An 18703-nucleotide genomic window follows, 5' to 3' on the forward strand; every position below is an offset into this window, starting at 1 on the left:
ACCAGGCATCCAAACGTACACACGTATCTCTTAACGACCGATCATACTTCATCATGGATGGACATATCGTAGTAGGGGTAGACATTGGAACGACCAAGGTGTGCGCCGTTGTGGCCGCCGAAGACGACCTAGGGCGGGTTAACATTCTTGGTATGGGCATGGCCCCTTCCGATGGACTCAATCGCGGGGTCGTTGTAAACATTGACCGAACGGTGGAGGCTGTTGGACAAGCCATTGCAGAGGCCGAGCGTGCTGCCGGTGTCGAAGTGCACAGCGTTATCGTTGGCATTGCAGGAGATCATGTCCAGAGCTTTCGAAGTCGTGGGGTGGTCACCATCCGCCATGGCGAAATTACCGAGCAAGATGTGCAGCGCTTGCTCGAAGATACTATGCAGGTGGCTATGCCGAGCGACCGTGAGATCCTGCACGTCATCCCACAAGAGTTTATTGTGGATGGCCAAGACGGCGTTGCCGACCCGGTAGGAATGAGCGGGGTACGATTAGAAGGCCATGTGCATATTATCACTGGACTTGTATCCGCCGCCAAAAATATTTACCGATGCATAGACAAAGCAGGATTCGAGGTGGCCGACATTGTGTTAGAACCGCTGGCGTCGTCGTTTGCGGTGCTACACGATGATGAAAAAGAGGTCGGTGTGGCTCTCATTGATATCGGCGGCGGTACGACCGATATTGCGGTGTTCGAAGACCATACGATTCGCCACACGGAAGTCATTGCAGTGGCCGGAACGAAGGTAACAGATGACATTCGCAAAGGTGTGAGCGTGATGCGTCAGCAGGCAGAGCAGTTGAAGCGGCAGTTTGGCACGGCGCTAGTTGACTTTGCAGATCCGAGCGAACAAATCGAAATTCCAGGTATTGGGGGGCGGCCCGAAAAAACGATTGGCCGCGACACGCTCGCGCAGGTCATTCAGCCACGTATGGAGGAAATTCTGGAAATTGCAGCAATAGAAATAAAGCGTAGCGGGTATGGACGCCACCTTGGAGTGGGATGTGTGCTTACTGGAGGCGGATCACTGATTCCGGGGACCGCCGAGTTGGCTGCCGAGGTACTCGGCATGGAAGCGCGCATCGGGCGTCCCATGGGACTTGGAGGCGGACTTGTTGAAGAGGTGAGCGATCCTAAATTTGCTACTGGCGTCGGACTGGTACTGTATGGCATGCGTCCTGAAATCATGGGAGGGACGACGTTAAATGAAGACATAGCCACTCGCAAAAATGGAAAAACAGAAGGCCAAACGCTTATGGAACGTCTAGCCGACCGCATGAAGTCATGGTTCGATGAACTTTAAATCAACCAGGGGCTATTAAGAGCTTCTGTGCGCCTTGTACTTTGATGGAACACATTTTGTGAGGCTGGTGAGTCGTGCATATATCTTGAAGAAATATGCAAAGCCCCTTTCTTATTTGCATTTTGTATCCTATGTTAAAGCGTGTAGTTGAGAAGTAGCGCTACAGTACCACCCATTGTGGGTTAAAACGACCGACAGTGTACGCCAAAAAGACCGAACACCACATCGACTGCACACATACATTAAGGTAACAGTGCATTGCTTTTGCGCGAAACTGCTCATTTCGCGATGTGCACTTGGCTCTGTATTTGTATCTAATCTGGAGGGATTATGGAAGACAGTGAAAAAAGCATCAGCTCGCGCTTCTCTTTTGACGATGCCGCGAACGAGGAGGCTCAGATCTGTGTCGTCGGGGTTGGCGGCGGAGGAGGAAATGCCATCAACAACATGGTGCGCACAGGAATTCGCGGGGGCGTCGAGTTTGTCGCTGTAAATACCGATGCGCAGGCACTTGCCGAAAACAAAGCCCCACAGAAAATACAAGCAGGGCGCACGCTCACCAAAGGGCTTGGAGCTGGAGCGCGTCCTAGCGTGGGAGCCGAGGCTGTGGAAGAGAATAACCACGAAATCGAGCAAGCGCTTGAAGGCTATGATATGGTCTTCATTACAGCTGGAATGGGCGGCGGTACAGGCACCGGAGGAGCTCCTGTTATTGCCTCTATCGCCCAAAGCATGGACATCCTCACCGTTGCCATTGTTACGAAGCCATTTTCGTGCGAAGGAAAACGACGCATGAAGACCGCTGAGGAAGGCATTGAGCTACTCCGCGAAAACGTGGATACGCTTATTGTTATCCCCAACGAACGGCTGCTTGATATTGCAGACGATGACACGAGCCTGATTGAGGCCTTTGCTAAAGCGGATGAGGTGCTCTACAATGCCACGCGTGGCATTAGTGACCTTATTACGGTTCATGGTATTGTGAACCTTGACTTTGCTGATGTGAAGACCACCATGGAAGATGGTGGCACTGCGCTAATGGGCTCGGCTACGGCCAGCGGCAGCGATCGAGCCGAAAAAGCTGCCATACAGGCCATCAGCAGTCCATTGTTAGACGGACTTAATATCGCAGGGGCAACGAATGTGCTGGTCAACATTACGTCAGGGCGTTCGCTGACAATCCAAGAAACCACAACGGCTACGAACATCATCAAGGACGAAGCCGGTGATGACGTTGAAGTTATTCTGGGTACAGTCGTTGATGAAGAGCATCAGGAAGATTTCCGTGTAACGGTTATAGCTACAGGGTTTGACAAAGGGGAATCTGTTGAAGAAGAGCAAAACCGTTCGGCTCCCGAAGAGTCACAACAGCGTCGCGGAGGCGTACGACGTACTGTTCCAATAGACGGACAAGGTCCGTACGACTACAAAGGGGAGCAAAGCCTGCGTACGCTAGATACGCCTGCATATGAGCGACGCCAGGCTCGATCAAACAACGATACTTCCTCCGAAAAGAACCAAAGGGGCAACGATCAACAAAATCGATCGTCGGGAGAAACGTCGGGCGACCGTTCGCAAGAGCCACGGATTCGCCGGCTAGGAGCAGATGATTTAAACGATCGTAAGGATCGTGACAATCGAGCCCGGAAAGATGACTCGGATACTCCAGCGTTTCTTCGCAAGATGATGGACTGAGCCGTGCTGAATTCGCAATTGTATGAGAGCGTGATATAGTTGTCTTTCCGATATTCAGTTGTCTCGGGGTGCCCAGAAGGCCGAACTTTAGTACAGGGATGTCAAGAGATAGACGATGACTTTGCTTGGCATCGTTGGGCACGCCTTTCTTTGGTGCGGTAGAGCACAATAGCACCCACATTGTTTCATTTTTCTCCCCACCTTAAGAGGGCCCTCCAGAGCCCCACCACGGCATTGCTAAGCAATGCTGGACGACTTGAGCACCGTCCTTTTCGTGGTTTTTGCGCGGATCAACGAGAGGCCGTTTGGTTTCTACGTCCGCTGTGTCAACAAGAAAGCGCCACGCTGCCCTCCATCAGGAGAAACGCGTGGCGCTTTCTGTTTGATATCGGTTTGTTGATATCGGTTTGGGCACGCGGTGTATATCTAGAACACCTATCTAGAACACCAAATACATTAGAACGCCGAAAAGAGTCCCCAACCCGATGAGCACAAGTCCGATGGCCCGGACACGTAGTGCGGTGATGAGTGCTCGGTTTGACGTCGTCCGATCTGCCAGTTCCATAGCGCCATACACAAAAGCCGATCCAATGAATACCATTACGGCGGCTAGCCCAAGCATGGTGTCTTCGTTAAACAGCACCATCAGAATTAGGAGAGCAGATACAGCAATTAGGACAGCAAAGGCAACGCCTGGGCTGAAGTAGCGAGACAAATCCATGAGCTAGCTATCCATTTTCTCAATGGTAATGTTTTTAATAACATCACCTTGGTGAATTGCGTCAACAGTGTCTTGGCCGCCTTCTACAATGCCAAACACAGTGTGCTTGCCATCGAGGTGATGTTGGGGCGAACGGGTGATAAAGAACTGACTTCCATTGGTGTCAGGGCCTGCATTCGCCATCGAGATAACCCCCAGTTCGTGAGACAACGGATTGTTGTCTACTTCATCGTCAAATTGATAGCCAGGTCCGCCACGGCCTGTGCCTTCGGGGTCGCCTCCTTGGATCATAAATCCGTCAATAACCCGGTGAAATGAAGTGCCGTCATAAAAGCCTTCACGGGCCAAAAACACGAAATTATTGACGGTGCGCGGCGCATGTTCAGGATGCAAAGTAAGGGTGATTTCCCCTTTTGCTGTTTCAATGGTTGCCCGATAGGTTGCATCCGTATCGATCGTCATGTCCGGCGGAGTATCCCACTGCCGATGGTCAGCCATAGGTGTACGGTGAGGAGGTTGTATGAAACGTGTAAACAAATTACAGGTACGGTATAGCACCCATTTTCCACCATTCGTGTTTCGGCAAGGTTTTGCTCCCTGTTATTCTGGAGGTGCAGCCGTGCCTCTCTTCAAGATGACAGCGTTTGAAAAGGGGAAGCCACCTTCAACCGTTGACGGGTGACATAGCAGTGGCAACTATAGCTACGATGACAGGGGAACGCAAAAAACCAGGCAAGCATGCTCACCCATACATGCTTGCCTGGCAACACGGAGGCCTCCGCGGTTATTGGCCCGCGGGGGAATGAAGTGAGAGAAGTCTCCCACTTCGTTTTGTTATATCAACAAGGCTTGTGCCAGGCGAGAGGAATGACAACAGGGGGGGGACAGCCCTCATGGACAAGGAGCATACCGTACGCTGCACGCTACAGCGACATCTCAATCTGTATACAATACCCTACGTTGAGGCCATCGTCTGTGGCAATCGCTGCAGCCAGCCAAGCATGATTTCGTTGAACTCCTGGGGATGTTCAATCATGGGAGCATGGCCGCACTTGTCAATGAAGTGAAGCTCGGCGTTCGGGAGACGGTCGCGAAATTCTTCGCCGACATCGGGAGGAGTGATGACATCGTCATTACCCCACACAAGGAGCGCAGGCATGGTGAGGGTATCAAGCTGATCGGTAACAATCTCCTTGTCTGCCGAACGTGCTATTTTGATTAGCCGTAGCGCTCGTGGGCGATCATTCACGAGGTCCATCATCTCGTCTACAAGTTCTTCGGTTGCGTGTACCGGGTCGTAGAACGTAAGCTCGGTACGCTCACGAATGAACTCCCGATCATGGCGTCGCATGGTTGAGGTGCCCAGGTGAGCTTCGTAAATACCAGAGGACCCTGAAAGGACCATGGCTGCTACGCGTTCGGGATGATCGAGCGCGTGAAGCAGAGCAATGTGACCGCCTAATGAGTTGCCAACCAGAATCGAGGTAGATACGTCAATGTGTTGCGTAAAGTCATGCAGGTAGTCAGAGAGCCCTGGTACGCTCGTTTGACGAATAGGCAGTTCGTAAACCGGAAGAACAGGTGTGATGACGCGATACCCAGCATCGGAAAGCGCTTCTATCGTATCTGTCCAGTTGCTCAAGTCGCCGAGCATGCCATGTAAGAGTACAATGGGGGGATGCGAGCCATTTCGAGGCCCTTCATCAAGGTACGTGAAGTCGGCAGATTCGTGGACAGCAAAAGGGGTATCGTGCATGGAGGCGATCAGCACATCAGTAGGTAAGAAAAAAGCCCCTTCTATTCCAGATGAAGGGGAAAAGGTGGAGGGTGTTTACCGGATAAGCCAGCAGGAAGCAGTCCGGTCCGTATCGTTTATCTATATGCAGGGCTGTCTTACAGGTTGCCTGATGCGTTACAATCCACGAGAGCAGCAGGAGCATCTGTAACGCTCCATTATGCACAGCCGTTGCAGGGCCAAGCATAGCATTTTGCCTGTGCAGATACGCCCTGTGTGAGCAGCAAAACGCATACGACGATATAGTCACTTCAACCATACTAAATCGTTCCCGGAATGGCTATTGCTTATCTATAAACACAGAAATAACGGGGAAGACCTCAGAGTTGCTCTATTCTCAACCAAGTGCTCATGAGCTTTGAGCACATCACGGTTGCAAGAAACATGTGAGGTCGGTACCATACATAGTGGAAATATCCAGTTAGATCGTAATGCGATATTGCGATTGCACTGACGCGTTGTGTATCCTACGCCTATACGTTTTGCACAGCGTAGCTGGTCGATCTTGACCCAGCCCTTCATTTTGCTTGAGTTCATCCTGCACTGTAGCCCGAGGATGCCATGCCTGATAACAACACAACCCGAATCGGAATTTGGAGCGCCCTTATCGGTGGGGCCATTGGTTTTGGCCTGGGCATGCTCTTCGCGCCACAGCGTGGCCCGAATGCCCGTCGCCGGTTGGCGTATCAAATCGAAAATATAGCGTCTCAAACTGGTTCGTATGTGCGCGAGTGGACTGCGCCCTCGGGGGGCAGTAGTGATGCGCGTCGCACCCGTGATGCCCTTGTTGCTGATGCACAGGCTCGGGCCAATCACATACGCGACGATATAGACTCTCTGCTTGACGAGCTTAAAAAGCAGCAAGAAGATCAAGCTTCCTCGTGAAGCGCTGTTCATTCCTCCTGCTTCTAAGTTGCTGGCAGGCGCCTCGGCACCGAGGCACCGCACACGCCCACCCTCTTTCATTCGGCACTGCAGTCCTACATGCCCAACCTCACCGTTTTGATGGCCCCCTCCGACCAAAAGCAGCCGGGGGGCAATCCGTTTGCACCTGACATGTTCGACTACCGAACATCAGGAACCTTCAACTACTTCGATGCGCTCAACCCCGAGCGTCGCGCGCTTATCGACACGTTGCACAATGTGCTCGATACGCATGATACCGACGAATTGAGCGCGCTCTTTGGGCTTGAGGGGCCCGCCCTGGATGAAGCGCTACGCGTAAACAACGAGATTTACGACGCCCCACTCATGTCAGCGCTCGATCGGTATAGTCCAGGCATTATGTATGCTGCCATGGACTTTGCGAACCTGCCCACTGGAGCCCAGCGCCGTCTGCTTGAAAACGGAATTATCATTTCGGGGCTCTTTGGATTGCTTCGACCCGATGACCTGATACCAAACTATCAGCTCAAAATCACAAATGAGATCCCCGACATCGGTCTGCTCACCGACTACTGGCGGGATACCATCAGCCCCGTACTGAACGATTACCTAGAGGGACGCTTCGTGTGGGATCTCCTCCCCGATGCTCACCGAGGTGCATGGAACGATTCGCACGATTATGAGGCCCGTGTCGTCGTGCATTTTGAAGAAAACACCGGAAGCGGATATGAGCCGGTACCTCCCGAAGAACTCGACATTCAGCGGGGCCAGTTTGTCAACTATGTGGTGCGCGAAACCGCCGAAGAGATCGAAGATCTGGAAGAGTGGGAAGATCACCCCGATGGGTTTTCGCTAGCAAAACGGTCTACGAAGCACGACGAAGCCACTCGTACATGGCACGTGTACATGCGGCGGAGCTGACCACAGTGCATGAACTGTGGTCGCCGCGTTTTTTATCTTAACAATGGTGCCTTAACCGTACTATGCAGCGCCCTGTTTGTATTGGTATTGCCGGAGGGTCAGGGTCAGGCAAAACAACCGTACTTAAGCGCATTGTAAGCGCTATTGGATCGGGGCGTATAGCCATTCTCGACCATGATGCATACTATCGGGACCTCGGACACTTGCCCCCCGAAGAACGTCGGACATTTAACTTCGACCATCCCGATGCCCTCGAAACGCCCCTCATGCGAGAGCATCTAGATGCGTTGCTAGATGGCGTTGCAATCGAAAAGCCCGAATACGATTTTACCGAACATCGTCGTCTCAACACCACCCGTACGGTTCAGCCGCGCCCTGTTATCATCGTAGAGGGCATTTTAGTGCTGGCCGAGCCCGTGCTTGAGTCCCAAATGGATATCAAAATTTACGTCGACACCGCCGACGATGTGCGACTCATGCGTCGCATTCGGCGCGACCTGGAGGAGCGAGGGCGCACCATTGAAGAGGTGCTCTCGCAATACGAACGCACAGTGCGCCCCATGCATCTGGAGTTCGTTGAGCCCTCGAAGCGCAAAGCCGATGTCATTATCCCACGCGGTGGCAAAAACCACGTGGCTATTCACATGGTCCTTGCTCGGATTCGCGACCTGCTGCGTAAGGCGCAGTCTTCTCCGTTTTCGCAAGCCACGTAAATCGTCTAGTGCTCTGTCGCAGGTCAATGGTTGGGTTGCAACGTACCTCTTTCAAACGTTGTCATCTTGAGCGGAGCGAAGCAGAGTCGAAAGATCTCCTCCGAGGTAGGCGAGGCCCCTGTCCAGTTGTATCTCCTCGACGTTCAGCAGCTACGGGCGAACGAACAGATCTGCCCATTTCGTGGAGGATTTATTCACTGCGTTCGCCTGTCTCAGACGTGATTCGGGATCTCGCTACGCTCGTGTTTCGACTCTGCACCTGCTAGACGTAGTTGCTCGGCCCACAGCCCCGCGTCGGTCGCAGGCTCCTTGCGATGACAAATTCGGACCATACCATTCAGGTGTGACACGCCCTTAGTGGCTTCTCTATACGCCTAATCCATGTACGGATTCGTGCAAAATAACACCGTTGTAGCACTCCAAAGACGCATCTTTCTTATACTATGAAGTACTATATTCTTTCAGAAAAGTAGCGGATCGTGTTTTTTGCGCTCCAGTTACGCATCCTACTTTCATGTAGCCGGGCTATCTGTGCACTTATCATGCACGGGAAACCCTAGCTAGGGAATATATTGTTGACCTCGTCCTTTTTAGAAATTTAGTCCCCTACTTGAATATGTTCATTGATGCATCTCGCTTTTTTACGCCGCTGCGCATTGCACCGCTACTGGCTTTTCTTGTCTGTGGGCTTGTCCTCGTAGGATGTGGAAGCGATGACACCGGTCCTGCGCCTTCGGATTTAGAAGGCACCTATGTATTTGATCGATTTGAGTTTACCGTTCAAGGCGTTGACAACTTTGATGTGCTCAACGATACATTGGTCACATCGGAGCGTTCTCCACGCCTTGAGTTTTTTGGAGGCAACGCACGGGTCAACTTGGTCTATCGGATGGAAGGCAGCCCCGGCAGTTCTGTCATCGATGGGCAGTTTACCACGCGGCGTAACAACCAAGTGACCATCGATTTTAGCCAAGCCAATGCCGAAGACCGCGAGCAATTGCTGCTGCCCGAGGTCGTCCGCTTTGATATTATTGATGGCCGAATCCGGCTTAGTGCCAGCCAACGTCGAGAAAATGTTGACTTGCGCAGCTATTCGCCCGATCGGTACGACGGACTCACGCAGCCGGTGAATGGCACGCTTGAACTGCGCCTGAATCGTATTGCGGATACCCCCGCTGCCCTCTGGTACGACGAATAATGCATTTCACTTCATTCCGTATTTTCGATGCCTCGATCCGTCTCTCGACCCACCCCTCCCTTTATGATTTGTTTACTGATACAACGCCTTGGCTCTGCTTCACTGCTATCTCGCCAAACTCTACCGGCGATAGTTGTGGCATTGGCATGGTTCGCAACCAGTATAGCACCCGCTACCGCTCAAACCACCGAGCGTAACATCGGATATACGCTCTCGCCCACCGTAGAGTGGTTCCAAGGCGAAAACGCCTCCGGACTCCAGTCCGATGTGCTCTTTGGAGGCGAAGCCGGCATCAACCTGGGCCGTTATCTTGAACTAAGCGGAGAGGCTTTGTATGGCCCAAACTTTCAAACCGACTTCAACCAGTTTGACCCGCTTGCTGGGCTCATAAACCGAGACGTAGAGGTGCTCCGGTACGGGGCGCGCGTGCGCACCAACTTGCGCACCGATGGCGTCATTCCCTTCTTAAGCTTTGGCACCGGCGTTTTTCAGGTGGATCCGGATGGGGCCGATCTTTCCCGTACGATCTATTCTAGCGCCGAAGCGGGCATCACGTATGCGTTTGCCGGCCGTTACCGCGTATCGCTGGGCGGAGAGGTGCTTGGCTATCGCAACAACGCCGCCACCGCTTTCCTGAGCAGAGAACTCCCTGAGGAGTTCTTGACCGGAGAAGAGCGCGTACTCAACCCCTCGCTGCGGGCCAGTGTCACGCTGTTTCTGGGTGGCCGCCCCCTCGACGAGGAAACACGCATCGACCAGTCGTTTCGACAGCAGTTTGGAGACGGCCTGCGCGGAGTACGGCTCTCGGTAGATCCGTTTCTCGCACGGATGGAATGGAATAATGCCCTTGGCATGCCCAAAGACCAAAACATGCGTGGGGTGAATGCAGGGGTAGAACTAGGGTCCACGTTGAGTCTGCACGGCTTTTACGCACGTGGATCTGCAGGTACGGATCTCTTCGACGATGTTACGGGCAGCTTCGAACGCACGCAGATTTACGGCGGCGAGGTGCGAGCCCGTCTGCTCCCCCAATCAGCTGAAGCGCCGTCTCCGATCTCACCGTATCTCATTATTGGAGGGGGCTACTACGACGTGTTGTCTGGACACAGCGCTGAATTGCCCGAAGATTCGTTCACGCCCGCCGATCGGTTTTTTGCTTCAACCGGACTGGGCGTTGACATTCCTCTTGGCGAAACCTTTGCTCTGACGGGGTCGGCCCGATCGATCTTTATGGAATCGCAAAACCCCACCGGAGCCGCTGATACGGAGATCTATGGCAGCCTGGCGTACTCTATTGGAATTTCCTTTGGGATTGGCGGACGCGACCGGCGTACGGCGCCTCAACCAACCCGAGCCGATGAGGCCCGTACCGAGCAAGAACGCTTGCAAGCCCGCCTCGACTCCCTCGAACAAGCCCAACAGCAGCCCTCTATCGAGGAACGCATCGCACAGCTGGAAGCCCAAGAGCGAGCCGTCATGCGTGGCGACACGCTCCGCCCCCCCCGCACCGAGGAGCGGTTTCGCTCTAACATATCAGGAGAAACAATGACGGTGCCCGTGCCTGAAGTGGGATCGGTGTACATTCGCTTTGGTGAGGGCGACCCAGACGTGCGCCGCCTGCGCCCTGACGAAGAACGTCCGCGCGAGCGCCCCCTTACCGATTCGGTAACCGCCGATGAACTCCGGTCCGCCATCCAAGAGGCTCTCGGCGCACGTGTCGAAGAAACGGAAGACCGCCGCCTCACCGATGAAGATATCGAGCGAACGGTAGAACGTGCGCTTCGTGATCTTCGCGACCGTGACCCTGATCGTACGCGCGCTGATGATCGTACGCGCGCTGATGATCGACGCGTTGCCGAGTTGCGTGCAGAAATCGACGAGTTGCGCCGCGAACTGCGCCGCGTCCGCGATGAAGCCCCACGTGAGCGCGTGCGCGACACCGAGCGCGAACGCGATATAGATACGCGGATACCTGGACGCCCATTTTACAGCTCGTTCTTTGGGCGCCCGCTTACCAACGTAATGCCTATAACTGGCTTCCGGGCTGGTGTTGGACCTACGCAGTATCAGGTAGGATTCCGGGCTGACTATCGGCGCTCCGTCAATTCGAGCTTTCGATTCGTTCCCGAAGTCGTGTTTGGGACGAGCGCCAGCACGCGGTCGGTGGGCATAACAGCGAATGCCGTGTATTCGTTTGGAGAAAGCTTTGCGCGCGAATCCACTGGACTGGACCTGGAGCCCTATGCAGGTCTCGGGTTTGGGTTGGCCAGCGCCCGTGCGCTACGCCTGGGTGTGGTGAGCAATGTCATGGTTGGAGCCGAGTATCCGCTGGGGCAAGGGGCGCTCTTTGCTGAGTACAGCACACTGAACGTGTTTGATGTCAGCCGTTTCTTCATTGGATACCGGCTGCCGTTATAGAGCTCCGCATCAGTCTGAGGATCTCATAAACATGCACCTAAAAGCGCCCTGTCCGAATTGTGTCGGGCAGGGCGCTTTCGTGATTGAAGGAAGATGTGCACCAGTACGGGCTACCCAAAAATCGATTCCAGTCCGTCTTTAACCGCATCGCCAGCGGTGCCAGAATGGCATTCGAATAACGTGGGGCAATTGAAATCCCAGGTGAGCACATACGCATCGTGCGGATCCAGATCGGTGATGTGATTGATGCGAATCTGCGAGAACCGCTCCACCGCCGCCGCTGCACGCCCATCCTGGTGATGCTGTAAAGCCCACTGTCCATGCTCAATCATGTATCCAATCGAGAGCGCGTGGCTAAGGGTAACGGCAAACCGATAGGCACCAGCCTCTAAGGCTTCGCCTCCTTCTTGACGCATGTAGTCGGACCATTCGTGGGCATCGCGGAATGCGAGCACAGCGGTTTTCATTGGGCCGATCAGCGTTTCAATGGAGAGGTGCGACATGGTATGCTTGAGCTCGTCGCGCAAGAGCCCCAGTTGCTGGTTGTGCTCGACCCGATGTGCAATCTCAACCGCCAGATGATGCGGACTGGCATGCCAACCGGTGGCCCGATGGCCCTGATTGAGGTGCGCCATGAGGCCCGTGTCGCGTCGGGTGCCCAGCCGGCCAAAAATGTGCATGGCCCGCTGATCCACATGATCGGCCTGGTGCGTTGCATGCAAGGCCGCCAATGGAGCCAGCAGGTTTGTCAAATCCTCGTTAGCATCGGGCGCGTCAAGCAGACGAACGCAGCGGTAGGTGAGGTGAAACGCCGACTCATAGCGTGCCTGCATATCCGCCAGTGTTTCTTGGACAAGCGGATTGTAGGCGAGCTCCTGGTCCTGCGCATTCCAGGTTTCTGCAGCACCGCGGGCCAGCGCCATCGTGCGGCGCAGGTGACTCACGGTGAGCACAGCGTGCCAGATGTGCTGCAGCGTACGGGCGGGACCGTGTCGGGGCGCCTCGGCTTGCAGGTGCGTTGCGGTCGTGTCTTGCAGACGTAGGGTTGCCGCCGGCGCGTCGCGATGCACGGCAGACGCGAAGTGGGTCCCAATGTGTACGCCGTTTTCTGGAGTTAGCGTATCCACAAGAAAAAGATGGCGAACGTCGTTTTCGTCGTGTGCGAGTACGAGAGCTGCATCGGGATAGGTGGCTGCATGCGTGTCCACGCGTCCGTTTAGACGCCAGCCCTGTTCGGTGGCGGTGGCACGTAGCGCATCCGAATGGTTGCCGACCGGATCGGGGATGCCCCACAAGTCGGCAAGAATCGCCTCGCTTGGAGTGCGACTGGTGAGGCGGGGAATGACCGTGTCGAGATGGTCGGCGGTGCCGGTGCGCAACAGCGCGTGCAACGCAATGTCGGATGTGGCTACCAGTTCCATGAGACCGGGGGCTTCTGGCGCCATAAGGTGAACCAGTCCCATTTGCACCATACGACTATTCGAGCCGTGCTCTTCGGTCTGTGCACGATGGAGCAATCCATGGGGGACCCAGGACGCACGGGCGTTGGTCCACGTTTCAGGGACCGGTGGTCGTCGGATTGCAGCCCCCCAGGGCGTGTAGGGAGAAGCGGTGATGCCAGAGCCGGTTCCACGCTGCGCTTCGTATCGCTGCTGCTGTCGCGCGCCTTCGGTATGAAAAAGGTCTTCTAGCGCATCGAACAGGTCGGCGGGCATGTGGTGTTGAAGCACCGTGCGCAGTACCCGATCGGCACCAAACTGGTTATCGAGTTCGGGGGCGGTTCGGTCAATGAAGGACATATAGAAGCTCGCTGAGTGAGAAGGGTAGACGCATGTCGCATGTCCCTTCGCACGGCGATTGCCTCTATACAATGCGACCCGGTTCGGGCTCGATCTCGGGGCCATCGTATCCGAAGATACGTTTGACCCACCGCGTAACGCGGGCCGATTGTTTTTGGGCATACCACTGGTCGGCTACGCGTCGGGCAGCCAGACCGTACGAAGGGTACGGATGTATAGTGTCAGAGAGAGCGCGTAACGTTACGCCATTGCGCATAGCCAGTGCGAACTCGCTGATAAGCTCACCTGCCCGTGCGCCAAGCACGCTGGCTCCCAGAATCTTGCCGTTCCATTCTTTGGCGTACACCTTGATTTCGCCCAGCGTATCGCCATCGGTAATGGCGCGATCGACTTTTGAATAGGGAAATCGATACGTTTTGAACGATGTGCCGCTCGATTCAAGTTCAGCCTCGGTAGCGCCTACGTGAGCCAGTTCCGGATCGGTGTAGGTGACCCACGGCACATGCTTCGTATCAAAGCTCGTGGGCACCTTGAGGAGTGCCTTCGTTATGGTCGTTTTGGCCATGTGCTCGCTCATGTGTGTAAACTGGTAGCGCCCCGTCACATCGCCCACCGCAAGGATGTGCGGCTGATTGGTTTGGCCGGAGTCGTTCACGGGAATTCCTTTTTCGGTGTGCGTGATACCTGCAGCATCCAGGTTGAGTCCTTCAACATTGGGCTGGCGTCCGGCAGCGATGAGGAGCTCGTCGGCCAGAACGGTGTGTTCAGTTTCGCCTTCTTGAGCCTGCACACGGATGCGCCCGTCGTCGGTCGCTGCCACCTGACGGGCCTGTGTGTTCAGAAGGAAGCGTACCCCCTCATCTTCCAGGCGGGCTTTAAGCATCTGGGTAAGCTCGGGGTGGTCGTTGCGTAAGATACGGTCGTCCATCTCGATAACGGTCACCTCCGAGCCAAATCGGGCGAAGGCCTGAGCCATTTCGATGCCAATAGGACCAGCCCCCACAATGGCAAGATGATCGGGCTGCTCGTTGAGTTCAAACAGCTCATGGTTCGTGAGATATGGCACGCTGTCGAGCCCGTCGATAGGTGGTACCAGCGCACGTCCGCCGGTTGCAATGACGATTCGGTCGCCGCGCACGTGACGCGTACCGTCCTCATGGTCGATAGCAACGATGTGGTCATCCACAAAGCGAGCGGTGCCGTGGACCACCTCAATGCCCATGTCTTCAAAAATTTCAGGGGCGTCGGCATCTTCGTACACCTCCTGGCGCAGCGCTTGCATTCGGTTCATGACGGCTGAGAAGTTGACACTAGATTCTGGCACCTCTACGCCGTACTGGCCGGCCTTCTGGACGGTATGAGCCACCTCAGCACTTTTCAGGAGTGCCTTACTGGGGATGCAGCCGTACCAGGTGCAATCGCCACCAAGCTTGGCTTTCTCAACCATTAGCGTGTTCGCGCCGATGTTTGTGGCTACGCCCGCTGCGGTGAGGCCCCCTGCGCCGCCTCCAATAACAACAACGTCAAAGGTGTTGGCGTCATCCACATCGACGGTTGAGTTGGGCGTGGCAGTGCGCACCTTTTGTACGGTGGCTACCATGCCGTATCCTACCATGCCTGCAACAAACAGGTAGACCCAGAGCGGCAGGTTCTCGCCCACAGCAAACAGGTACAGGTAGGCCGACACCAGAAAGAAGGAGGCAGAAAGCGTGGGCATCACGGTAGAATGGCCCAGCCGGAGGTTGCGAATGAGCCAGGCGACCGAAGCTGAAAAGAAGGGAATGGCCCCTACGTAGATGCTCCCAAAAATAATTGGATCAACGCCATATGTGGCACCAAGCCCCATAAACCAATGTACAAACGCGCTCCAGATGTCCGTCATCGTACATCGCTGTTAAGTTGATAGGCCTATGTTGCATGCAGCTTACACGGCTGCATACACGCGGTAGGTGCAGCCCTGCAGGAAACTGTTACAATCAAAGGCAGGTCGTACGCACAGGAGCAGGTGGGTACGACGCGTTTACGATGCCCGAAGAGATGAAAAGAGCGTTACGCCGGGTGATAGGAGGGAGCGTTGGTGGGGCGGTCTGCCTTTGATTGGGCGGAAGCACGTGTAGCCTGCTTGACGGCGCGAGCTGTGCGGCAGGCCCGGGCTTTGGCGCGTACTTTTTGAATGGTTGCTACCACGCCATATCCTACGGTGGCTGCAACCATCAGATAAATCCAGACGGGCAGGTTCTCGCCGGTCCAAAACAGGTATACGTACGCCAGCACCATAAAGACCATGGTAGAGAGAGCGGGCGCGGTGATGTCGTAGCCCTTGCGTACGTTGCGGACCAGCCACACCACGGATCCCCAAAAGAAGGGGATCGTGCCTACATAAAGGCTCCCGAAGATGAGCGGATCCACACCGTATGCATCGCCCAGCCCCATGAACCAGTCAGAGGCAAATACCAAAACGTCTATCATGCAAGAGTGCGCGAAAGAGCAAAGCGAGCAAGGCCCGCTGTGAGGAAGCTCTGGTGCGCAGTTGTTAGGAAGGTTATGCGATAACCACCCAAGGAAACGCATCTTGACTAATGTTGTGTTCCCGCACATCAGCACAAGTAATTCCAAAGGGGCGCATCAGATCGCATGACTTACCATTTTCTCTCAAGATTGCTTTCTTTTCATGTCATATTTGCAATAGGGGGTGGTCGGTGGGTGATCTGGGCGATGAACTGCAGGGAAATCGCAAAGTACGATACGTCCGTTTTCTTGGTATTCTGCTTTTTGATTTATGACCGTACAGCTAGAGCGCATCAACGACGCCATTCAGTTTCAGGGGACGAATGCGTCGGGGAATCAACTGACCATTGCTTCGAAGGCCGATCAAGACGGGGTAAGCCCCATGGAAATGACGGCCATGGCGGTGGGGGGATGCAGCAGCATCGACATCCTTATGATTCTGGAGAAGCAGAAGCAGCCGGTTGAGCACTTTTCGGTTCAGGTTGATGCGGAGCGTGCAGACGAGCCGCCACGCGTGTTTACGGATGTGCACATCCATTATACCCTGACCGGTGATGTAGACCCGGCAAAAGTGCGTCGGGCCATTGACTTGAGTCTGGAGACCTACTGCTCCGTATCCAAGATGGTAGATAAGACGGCGACCATCACCTACCAGTTTACGCTCAATGATGAACTGTACGAGGGCACGGTGCAGGAGGGGGCATGAGTGCATCCTCCCTGTACGCGAGCGAATCATCCGTACGTTTCCACAAAGTCGTGATACTGCTCATCCGTACCCACCATGAGCAGTTCGCGTCCGGGCTCTAACGTGGTGTTGGCTGTAAGTTTAGTGATGATGTCTTGGTTTGGACATACGACTGCCACCACGGTGAGTCCCGTGCGGGCCCCAATGTTGCTTTCAGCCAATGTCTTGTGATAGAGAGATTCGGGCACGGTACGGGTAAACAGATCCAGGCCTTCACCCATAACCACCAACTCTTTGTCCATAAGCACAGCCCAGATAGATTCGAGGCCGAGCATAGCATAGCCAAGTACAAAGTCGGCTCCAGCCCGGTGGATGGCCTCCATATTGCGCCGGTGCACGATGCGGCTTACGATGCGGAGCCGTTCGTTGAGACGGCGACAGTACGATGCCAGATAGATGTTTACCGCATCGTCGTGAGTGGTAAGCAGCACAGAAGGGGTACTTTGAATGCCAGCCTCGTCGAGCAATGCGTAGTCGGAGGCATCGCCTTCAAATATGGTAAGCCGGGGAAGATCTGAGGGGGACTGGCCGTCAGGCGACCCCACCTTGGTTGGGTCGGGCCGGGCATCAGTAGGCCGAATGTGGTTGATGACAGCTTGGTCATCAAGGCGGCGTAAGGCTTGGCAACGGGCAGGGTCGCGCTCTACGATATTTACATCGATCTCGCGCTTTAGAAGCGCCCGTGCTGTTGACTCGCCAACAGTGCCTCCACCAATGACAAGCACCGGATGGTCGCTGATGTCGTATGGACTCAGGCGGTTGTCGAGCGCGTCGATTTGCTCTTGAGTGCCAATGACAACGGGAACGCTAGACGCCGTAAGTTCAACGTCAGGGCGGGCGGGTTCTAACGTGCCACGCTCCCAGACGCCGATAATGCTCACTCCGGTTGTTGCGCGGAGTGTGGTCTCGCGAATCGTCTTGCCCTCCAGCGGTGTGTTTTGCACCGGCATCTCAGCCAGCACCAGATTTTTATAGCTTCCAATAGGGTGCACTTCGCAGTGGCGGGCGTTGATGCGGTTGGCAAGTTGTTCGCCCAGCATTTGTTTAAGTGGAAGTACATCAGTGCATCCGGCCAACTCCAGAATATCAATAGCATCGCGCGAGTGCGCAATCGCCGTGATGGGGGTATCGGGGGCCACCTCACGTGCTGTCAGCGCGATGTTTGTATTTTCGACATCGCTGCGGTTGGCAATGATATGGCGGGCATGATCGGCGCGGGCATGTACAAATGTGTCTTGGCTATCAAAGTCGCCACAAATGACCGATGCATCATCCAGGTAATAGTCGGATGCCTGGTCGGGGTCGCCTTCAATAAGCACGTACGGAATGCTCTCGGTAGTCAACCGATCGATAAGTCCTGGTGTAATGGGTTCATGGGCGCAAATGATGACGTGATCGGTCATGTCGGAAGGCACCGATCGGGGCGCACGCGCATGGATTTGGGCCTCTAGCCAGGGCGCGTAAAAGTAGCGGATGAACGCAAACGGAAGAACAATGAGTAGCAGCACAATACCCGTCCCCACAACAAACATGCTGTACACGCGCCCAACGTCGGTGTAGAATGTAATGTCTCCAAATCCGAGTGTACTCATGGTAACGAGCGTCCAGTAAAAGGCAGACACCCAACTGTGGTCTTGGCCTTCTACATGCCACATGAGTAATTGAAATCCTACCGACAATAGGATAACAACACCAATCAAGAAGATCAGGTATTTGGAGAGCGCAACCAGATTGCGCCGCGCTTCCTTGTCCTCAAACAAATACGCGAGTTGTGTGCTGTAGAACTTCATGGAAAAGCGTGAGTGGGTGTTTGGAGAAGAGCAGGTAACAGATGCGTAAATTGACCGTGTTCGCATAGAGTTTCCTGCACAAGACATGCAATGAGGAGCAATTTACCTTCGAATTGCTGTAATCAAATTATTAGGATGGCCTCTTTCGCACATATTGTGCACAGGCCTATTCGCTTTTTAGATGTTCCCCTTGTATACTGAA

15 protein-coding genes are annotated in these 18703 nt (G+C 54.6%); 8 read left to right on the forward strand and 7 right to left on the reverse strand.

What is annotated here, in order from left to right; genetic code table 11:
- Positions 1–53: 53 nt before the first annotated feature.
- Positions 54–1313 carry a cell division protein FtsA gene (gene ftsA, locus ACZ5AL_RS01130; RefSeq protein WP_464511608.1) on the forward strand — a complete coding sequence of 420 codons (1260 nt, stop codon included), beginning with the start codon at positions 54–56 and terminating at the stop codon, positions 1311–1313.
- Positions 1314–1643: 330 nt separating this feature from the next.
- Positions 1644–3008, forward strand: a complete 1365-nt coding sequence (ftsZ, locus tag ACZ5AL_RS01135) for a cell division protein FtsZ (protein ID WP_464511609.1) — start codon at positions 1644–1646, stop codon at positions 3006–3008.
- Between the two features lie 439 nt (positions 3009–3447).
- Here ftsZ and ACZ5AL_RS01140 read toward each other — a convergent pair whose 3' ends face one another.
- The 3 genes from ACZ5AL_RS01140 to ACZ5AL_RS01150 all read right to left on the reverse strand — a co-directional run bounded on the left by ACZ5AL_RS01140 (position 3448) and on the right by ACZ5AL_RS01150 (position 5485).
- Complete coding sequence (locus tag ACZ5AL_RS01140) at positions 3448–3729, reverse strand: hypothetical protein (protein ID WP_464511611.1); 282 nt, start codon at positions 3727–3729, stop codon at positions 3448–3450.
- 3 nt (positions 3730–3732) lie between these two features.
- On the reverse strand, positions 3733–4227 hold the full coding sequence (locus ACZ5AL_RS01145; protein WP_464511612.1) for a peptidylprolyl isomerase: 495 nt from the start codon (positions 4225–4227) through the stop codon (positions 3733–3735).
- 457 nt (positions 4228–4684) lie between these two features.
- On the reverse strand, positions 4685–5485 hold the full coding sequence (locus ACZ5AL_RS01150) for an alpha/beta fold hydrolase (RefSeq protein WP_464511613.1): 801 nt from the start codon (positions 5483–5485) through the stop codon (positions 4685–4687).
- Positions 5486–6085: 600 nt separating this feature from the next.
- On the opposite strand from ACZ5AL_RS01150, the gene ACZ5AL_RS01155 reads away from it, so the two are divergent.
- The 5 genes from ACZ5AL_RS01155 to ACZ5AL_RS01175 all read left to right on the forward strand — a co-directional run bounded on the left by ACZ5AL_RS01155 (position 6086) and on the right by ACZ5AL_RS01175 (position 11659).
- Positions 6086–6409 (forward strand): YtxH domain-containing protein, encoded by a 324-nt coding sequence (locus tag ACZ5AL_RS01155; RefSeq protein WP_464511615.1) that lies wholly within the window; start codon positions 6086–6088, stop codon positions 6407–6409.
- Positions 6410–6508: 99 nt separating this feature from the next.
- A complete protein-coding gene (gene yaaA / locus ACZ5AL_RS01160; RefSeq protein WP_464511616.1) occupies positions 6509–7330 on the forward strand; it encodes a peroxide stress protein YaaA in 822 nt (273 codons plus the stop codon).
- A 62-nt stretch (positions 7331–7392) separates the two neighbouring features.
- The gene (gene udk / locus ACZ5AL_RS01165) at positions 7393–8043 is read left to right on the forward strand and encodes a uridine kinase (protein ID WP_464511617.1); all 651 of its coding nucleotides are present in this window, start codon (positions 7393–7395) and stop codon (positions 8041–8043) included.
- A gap of 610 nt (positions 8044–8653) precedes the next feature.
- Positions 8654–9241, forward strand: a complete 588-nt coding sequence (locus tag ACZ5AL_RS01170) for a hypothetical protein (protein ID WP_464511618.1) — start codon at positions 8654–8656, stop codon at positions 9239–9241.
- Positions 9242–9304: 63 nt separating this feature from the next.
- Positions 9305–11659, forward strand: a complete 2355-nt coding sequence (locus ACZ5AL_RS01175; protein WP_464511620.1) for a hypothetical protein — start codon at positions 9305–9307, stop codon at positions 11657–11659.
- Positions 11660–11769: 110 nt separating this feature from the next.
- Here the strand turns inward: ACZ5AL_RS01175 and ACZ5AL_RS01180 are convergent, their stop codons facing one another.
- The 3 genes from ACZ5AL_RS01180 to ACZ5AL_RS01190 form a co-directional block, all read right to left on the reverse strand.
- A complete protein-coding gene (locus tag ACZ5AL_RS01180) occupies positions 11770–13458 on the reverse strand; it encodes an acyl-CoA dehydrogenase family protein (protein ID WP_464511621.1) in 1689 nt (562 codons plus the stop codon).
- 64 nt (positions 13459–13522) lie between these two features.
- Entirely contained in the window at positions 13523–15340 is a 1818-nt protein-coding gene (locus ACZ5AL_RS01185; protein ID WP_464511622.1) for a dihydrolipoyl dehydrogenase family protein, read from the reverse strand.
- Between the two features lie 167 nt (positions 15341–15507).
- Entirely contained in the window at positions 15508–15927 is a 420-nt protein-coding gene (locus ACZ5AL_RS01190; RefSeq protein ID WP_464511624.1) for a hypothetical protein, read from the reverse strand.
- A gap of 310 nt (positions 15928–16237) precedes the next feature.
- Between ACZ5AL_RS01190 and ACZ5AL_RS01195 the strand changes: the two genes are divergently transcribed.
- Positions 16238–16672, forward strand: coding sequence for an OsmC family protein (locus ACZ5AL_RS01195; protein ID WP_464511625.1), 435 nt, complete (start codon positions 16238–16240; stop codon positions 16670–16672).
- Between the two features lie 26 nt (positions 16673–16698).
- On the opposite strand, the gene ACZ5AL_RS01200 is transcribed toward ACZ5AL_RS01195, so the two are convergent.
- Complete coding sequence (locus tag ACZ5AL_RS01200) at positions 16699–18501, reverse strand: potassium channel family protein (protein WP_464511626.1); 1803 nt, start codon at positions 18499–18501, stop codon at positions 16699–16701.
- Between the last annotated feature and the right edge of the window lie 202 nt (positions 18502–18703).

It is taken from the genome of Natronotalea proteinilytica, assembly GCF_055379935.1.

What these genes read in the sequence shown, in the direction of transcription:
- ACZ5AL_RS01190 (WP_464511624.1), bottom strand. Translation starts at nt 15,927, where the DNA reads ATGATAGACGTTTTGGTATTTGCCTCTGACTGGTTCATGGGGCTGGGC.
- ACZ5AL_RS01180 (WP_464511621.1), bottom strand. Translation starts at nt 13,458, where the DNA reads ATGTCCTTCATTGACCGAACCGCCCCCGAACTCGATAACCAGTTTGGT.
- ftsZ (WP_464511609.1), top strand. Translation starts at nt 1,644, where the DNA reads ATGGAAGACAGTGAAAAAAGCATCAGCTCGCGCTTCTCTTTTGACGAT.
- ACZ5AL_RS01155 (WP_464511615.1), top strand. Translation starts at nt 6,086, where the DNA reads ATGCCTGATAACAACACAACCCGAATCGGAATTTGGAGCGCCCTTATC.
- ACZ5AL_RS01185 (WP_464511622.1), bottom strand. Translation starts at nt 15,340, where the DNA reads ATGACGGACATCTGGAGCGCGTTTGTACATTGGTTTATGGGGCTTGGT.
- ACZ5AL_RS01150 (WP_464511613.1), bottom strand. Translation starts at nt 5,485, where the DNA reads ATGCACGATACCCCTTTTGCTGTCCACGAATCTGCCGACTTCACGTAC.
- udk (WP_464511617.1), top strand. Translation starts at nt 7,393, where the DNA reads ATGCAGCGCCCTGTTTGTATTGGTATTGCCGGAGGGTCAGGGTCAGGC.
- ftsA (WP_464511608.1), top strand. Translation starts at nt 54, where the DNA reads ATGGATGGACATATCGTAGTAGGGGTAGACATTGGAACGACCAAGGTG.
- ACZ5AL_RS01195 (WP_464511625.1), top strand. Translation starts at nt 16,238, where the DNA reads ATGACCGTACAGCTAGAGCGCATCAACGACGCCATTCAGTTTCAGGGG.
- ACZ5AL_RS01200 (WP_464511626.1), bottom strand. Translation starts at nt 18,501, where the DNA reads ATGAAGTTCTACAGCACACAACTCGCGTATTTGTTTGAGGACAAGGAA.
- yaaA (WP_464511616.1), top strand. Translation starts at nt 6,509, where the DNA reads ATGCCCAACCTCACCGTTTTGATGGCCCCCTCCGACCAAAAGCAGCCG.
- ACZ5AL_RS01145 (WP_464511612.1), bottom strand. Translation starts at nt 4,227, where the DNA reads ATGGCTGACCATCGGCAGTGGGATACTCCGCCGGACATGACGATCGAT.
- ACZ5AL_RS01175 (WP_464511620.1), top strand. Translation starts at nt 9,305, where the DNA reads ATGATTTGTTTACTGATACAACGCCTTGGCTCTGCTTCACTGCTATCT.
- ACZ5AL_RS01140 (WP_464511611.1), bottom strand. Translation starts at nt 3,729, where the DNA reads ATGGATTTGTCTCGCTACTTCAGCCCAGGCGTTGCCTTTGCTGTCCTA.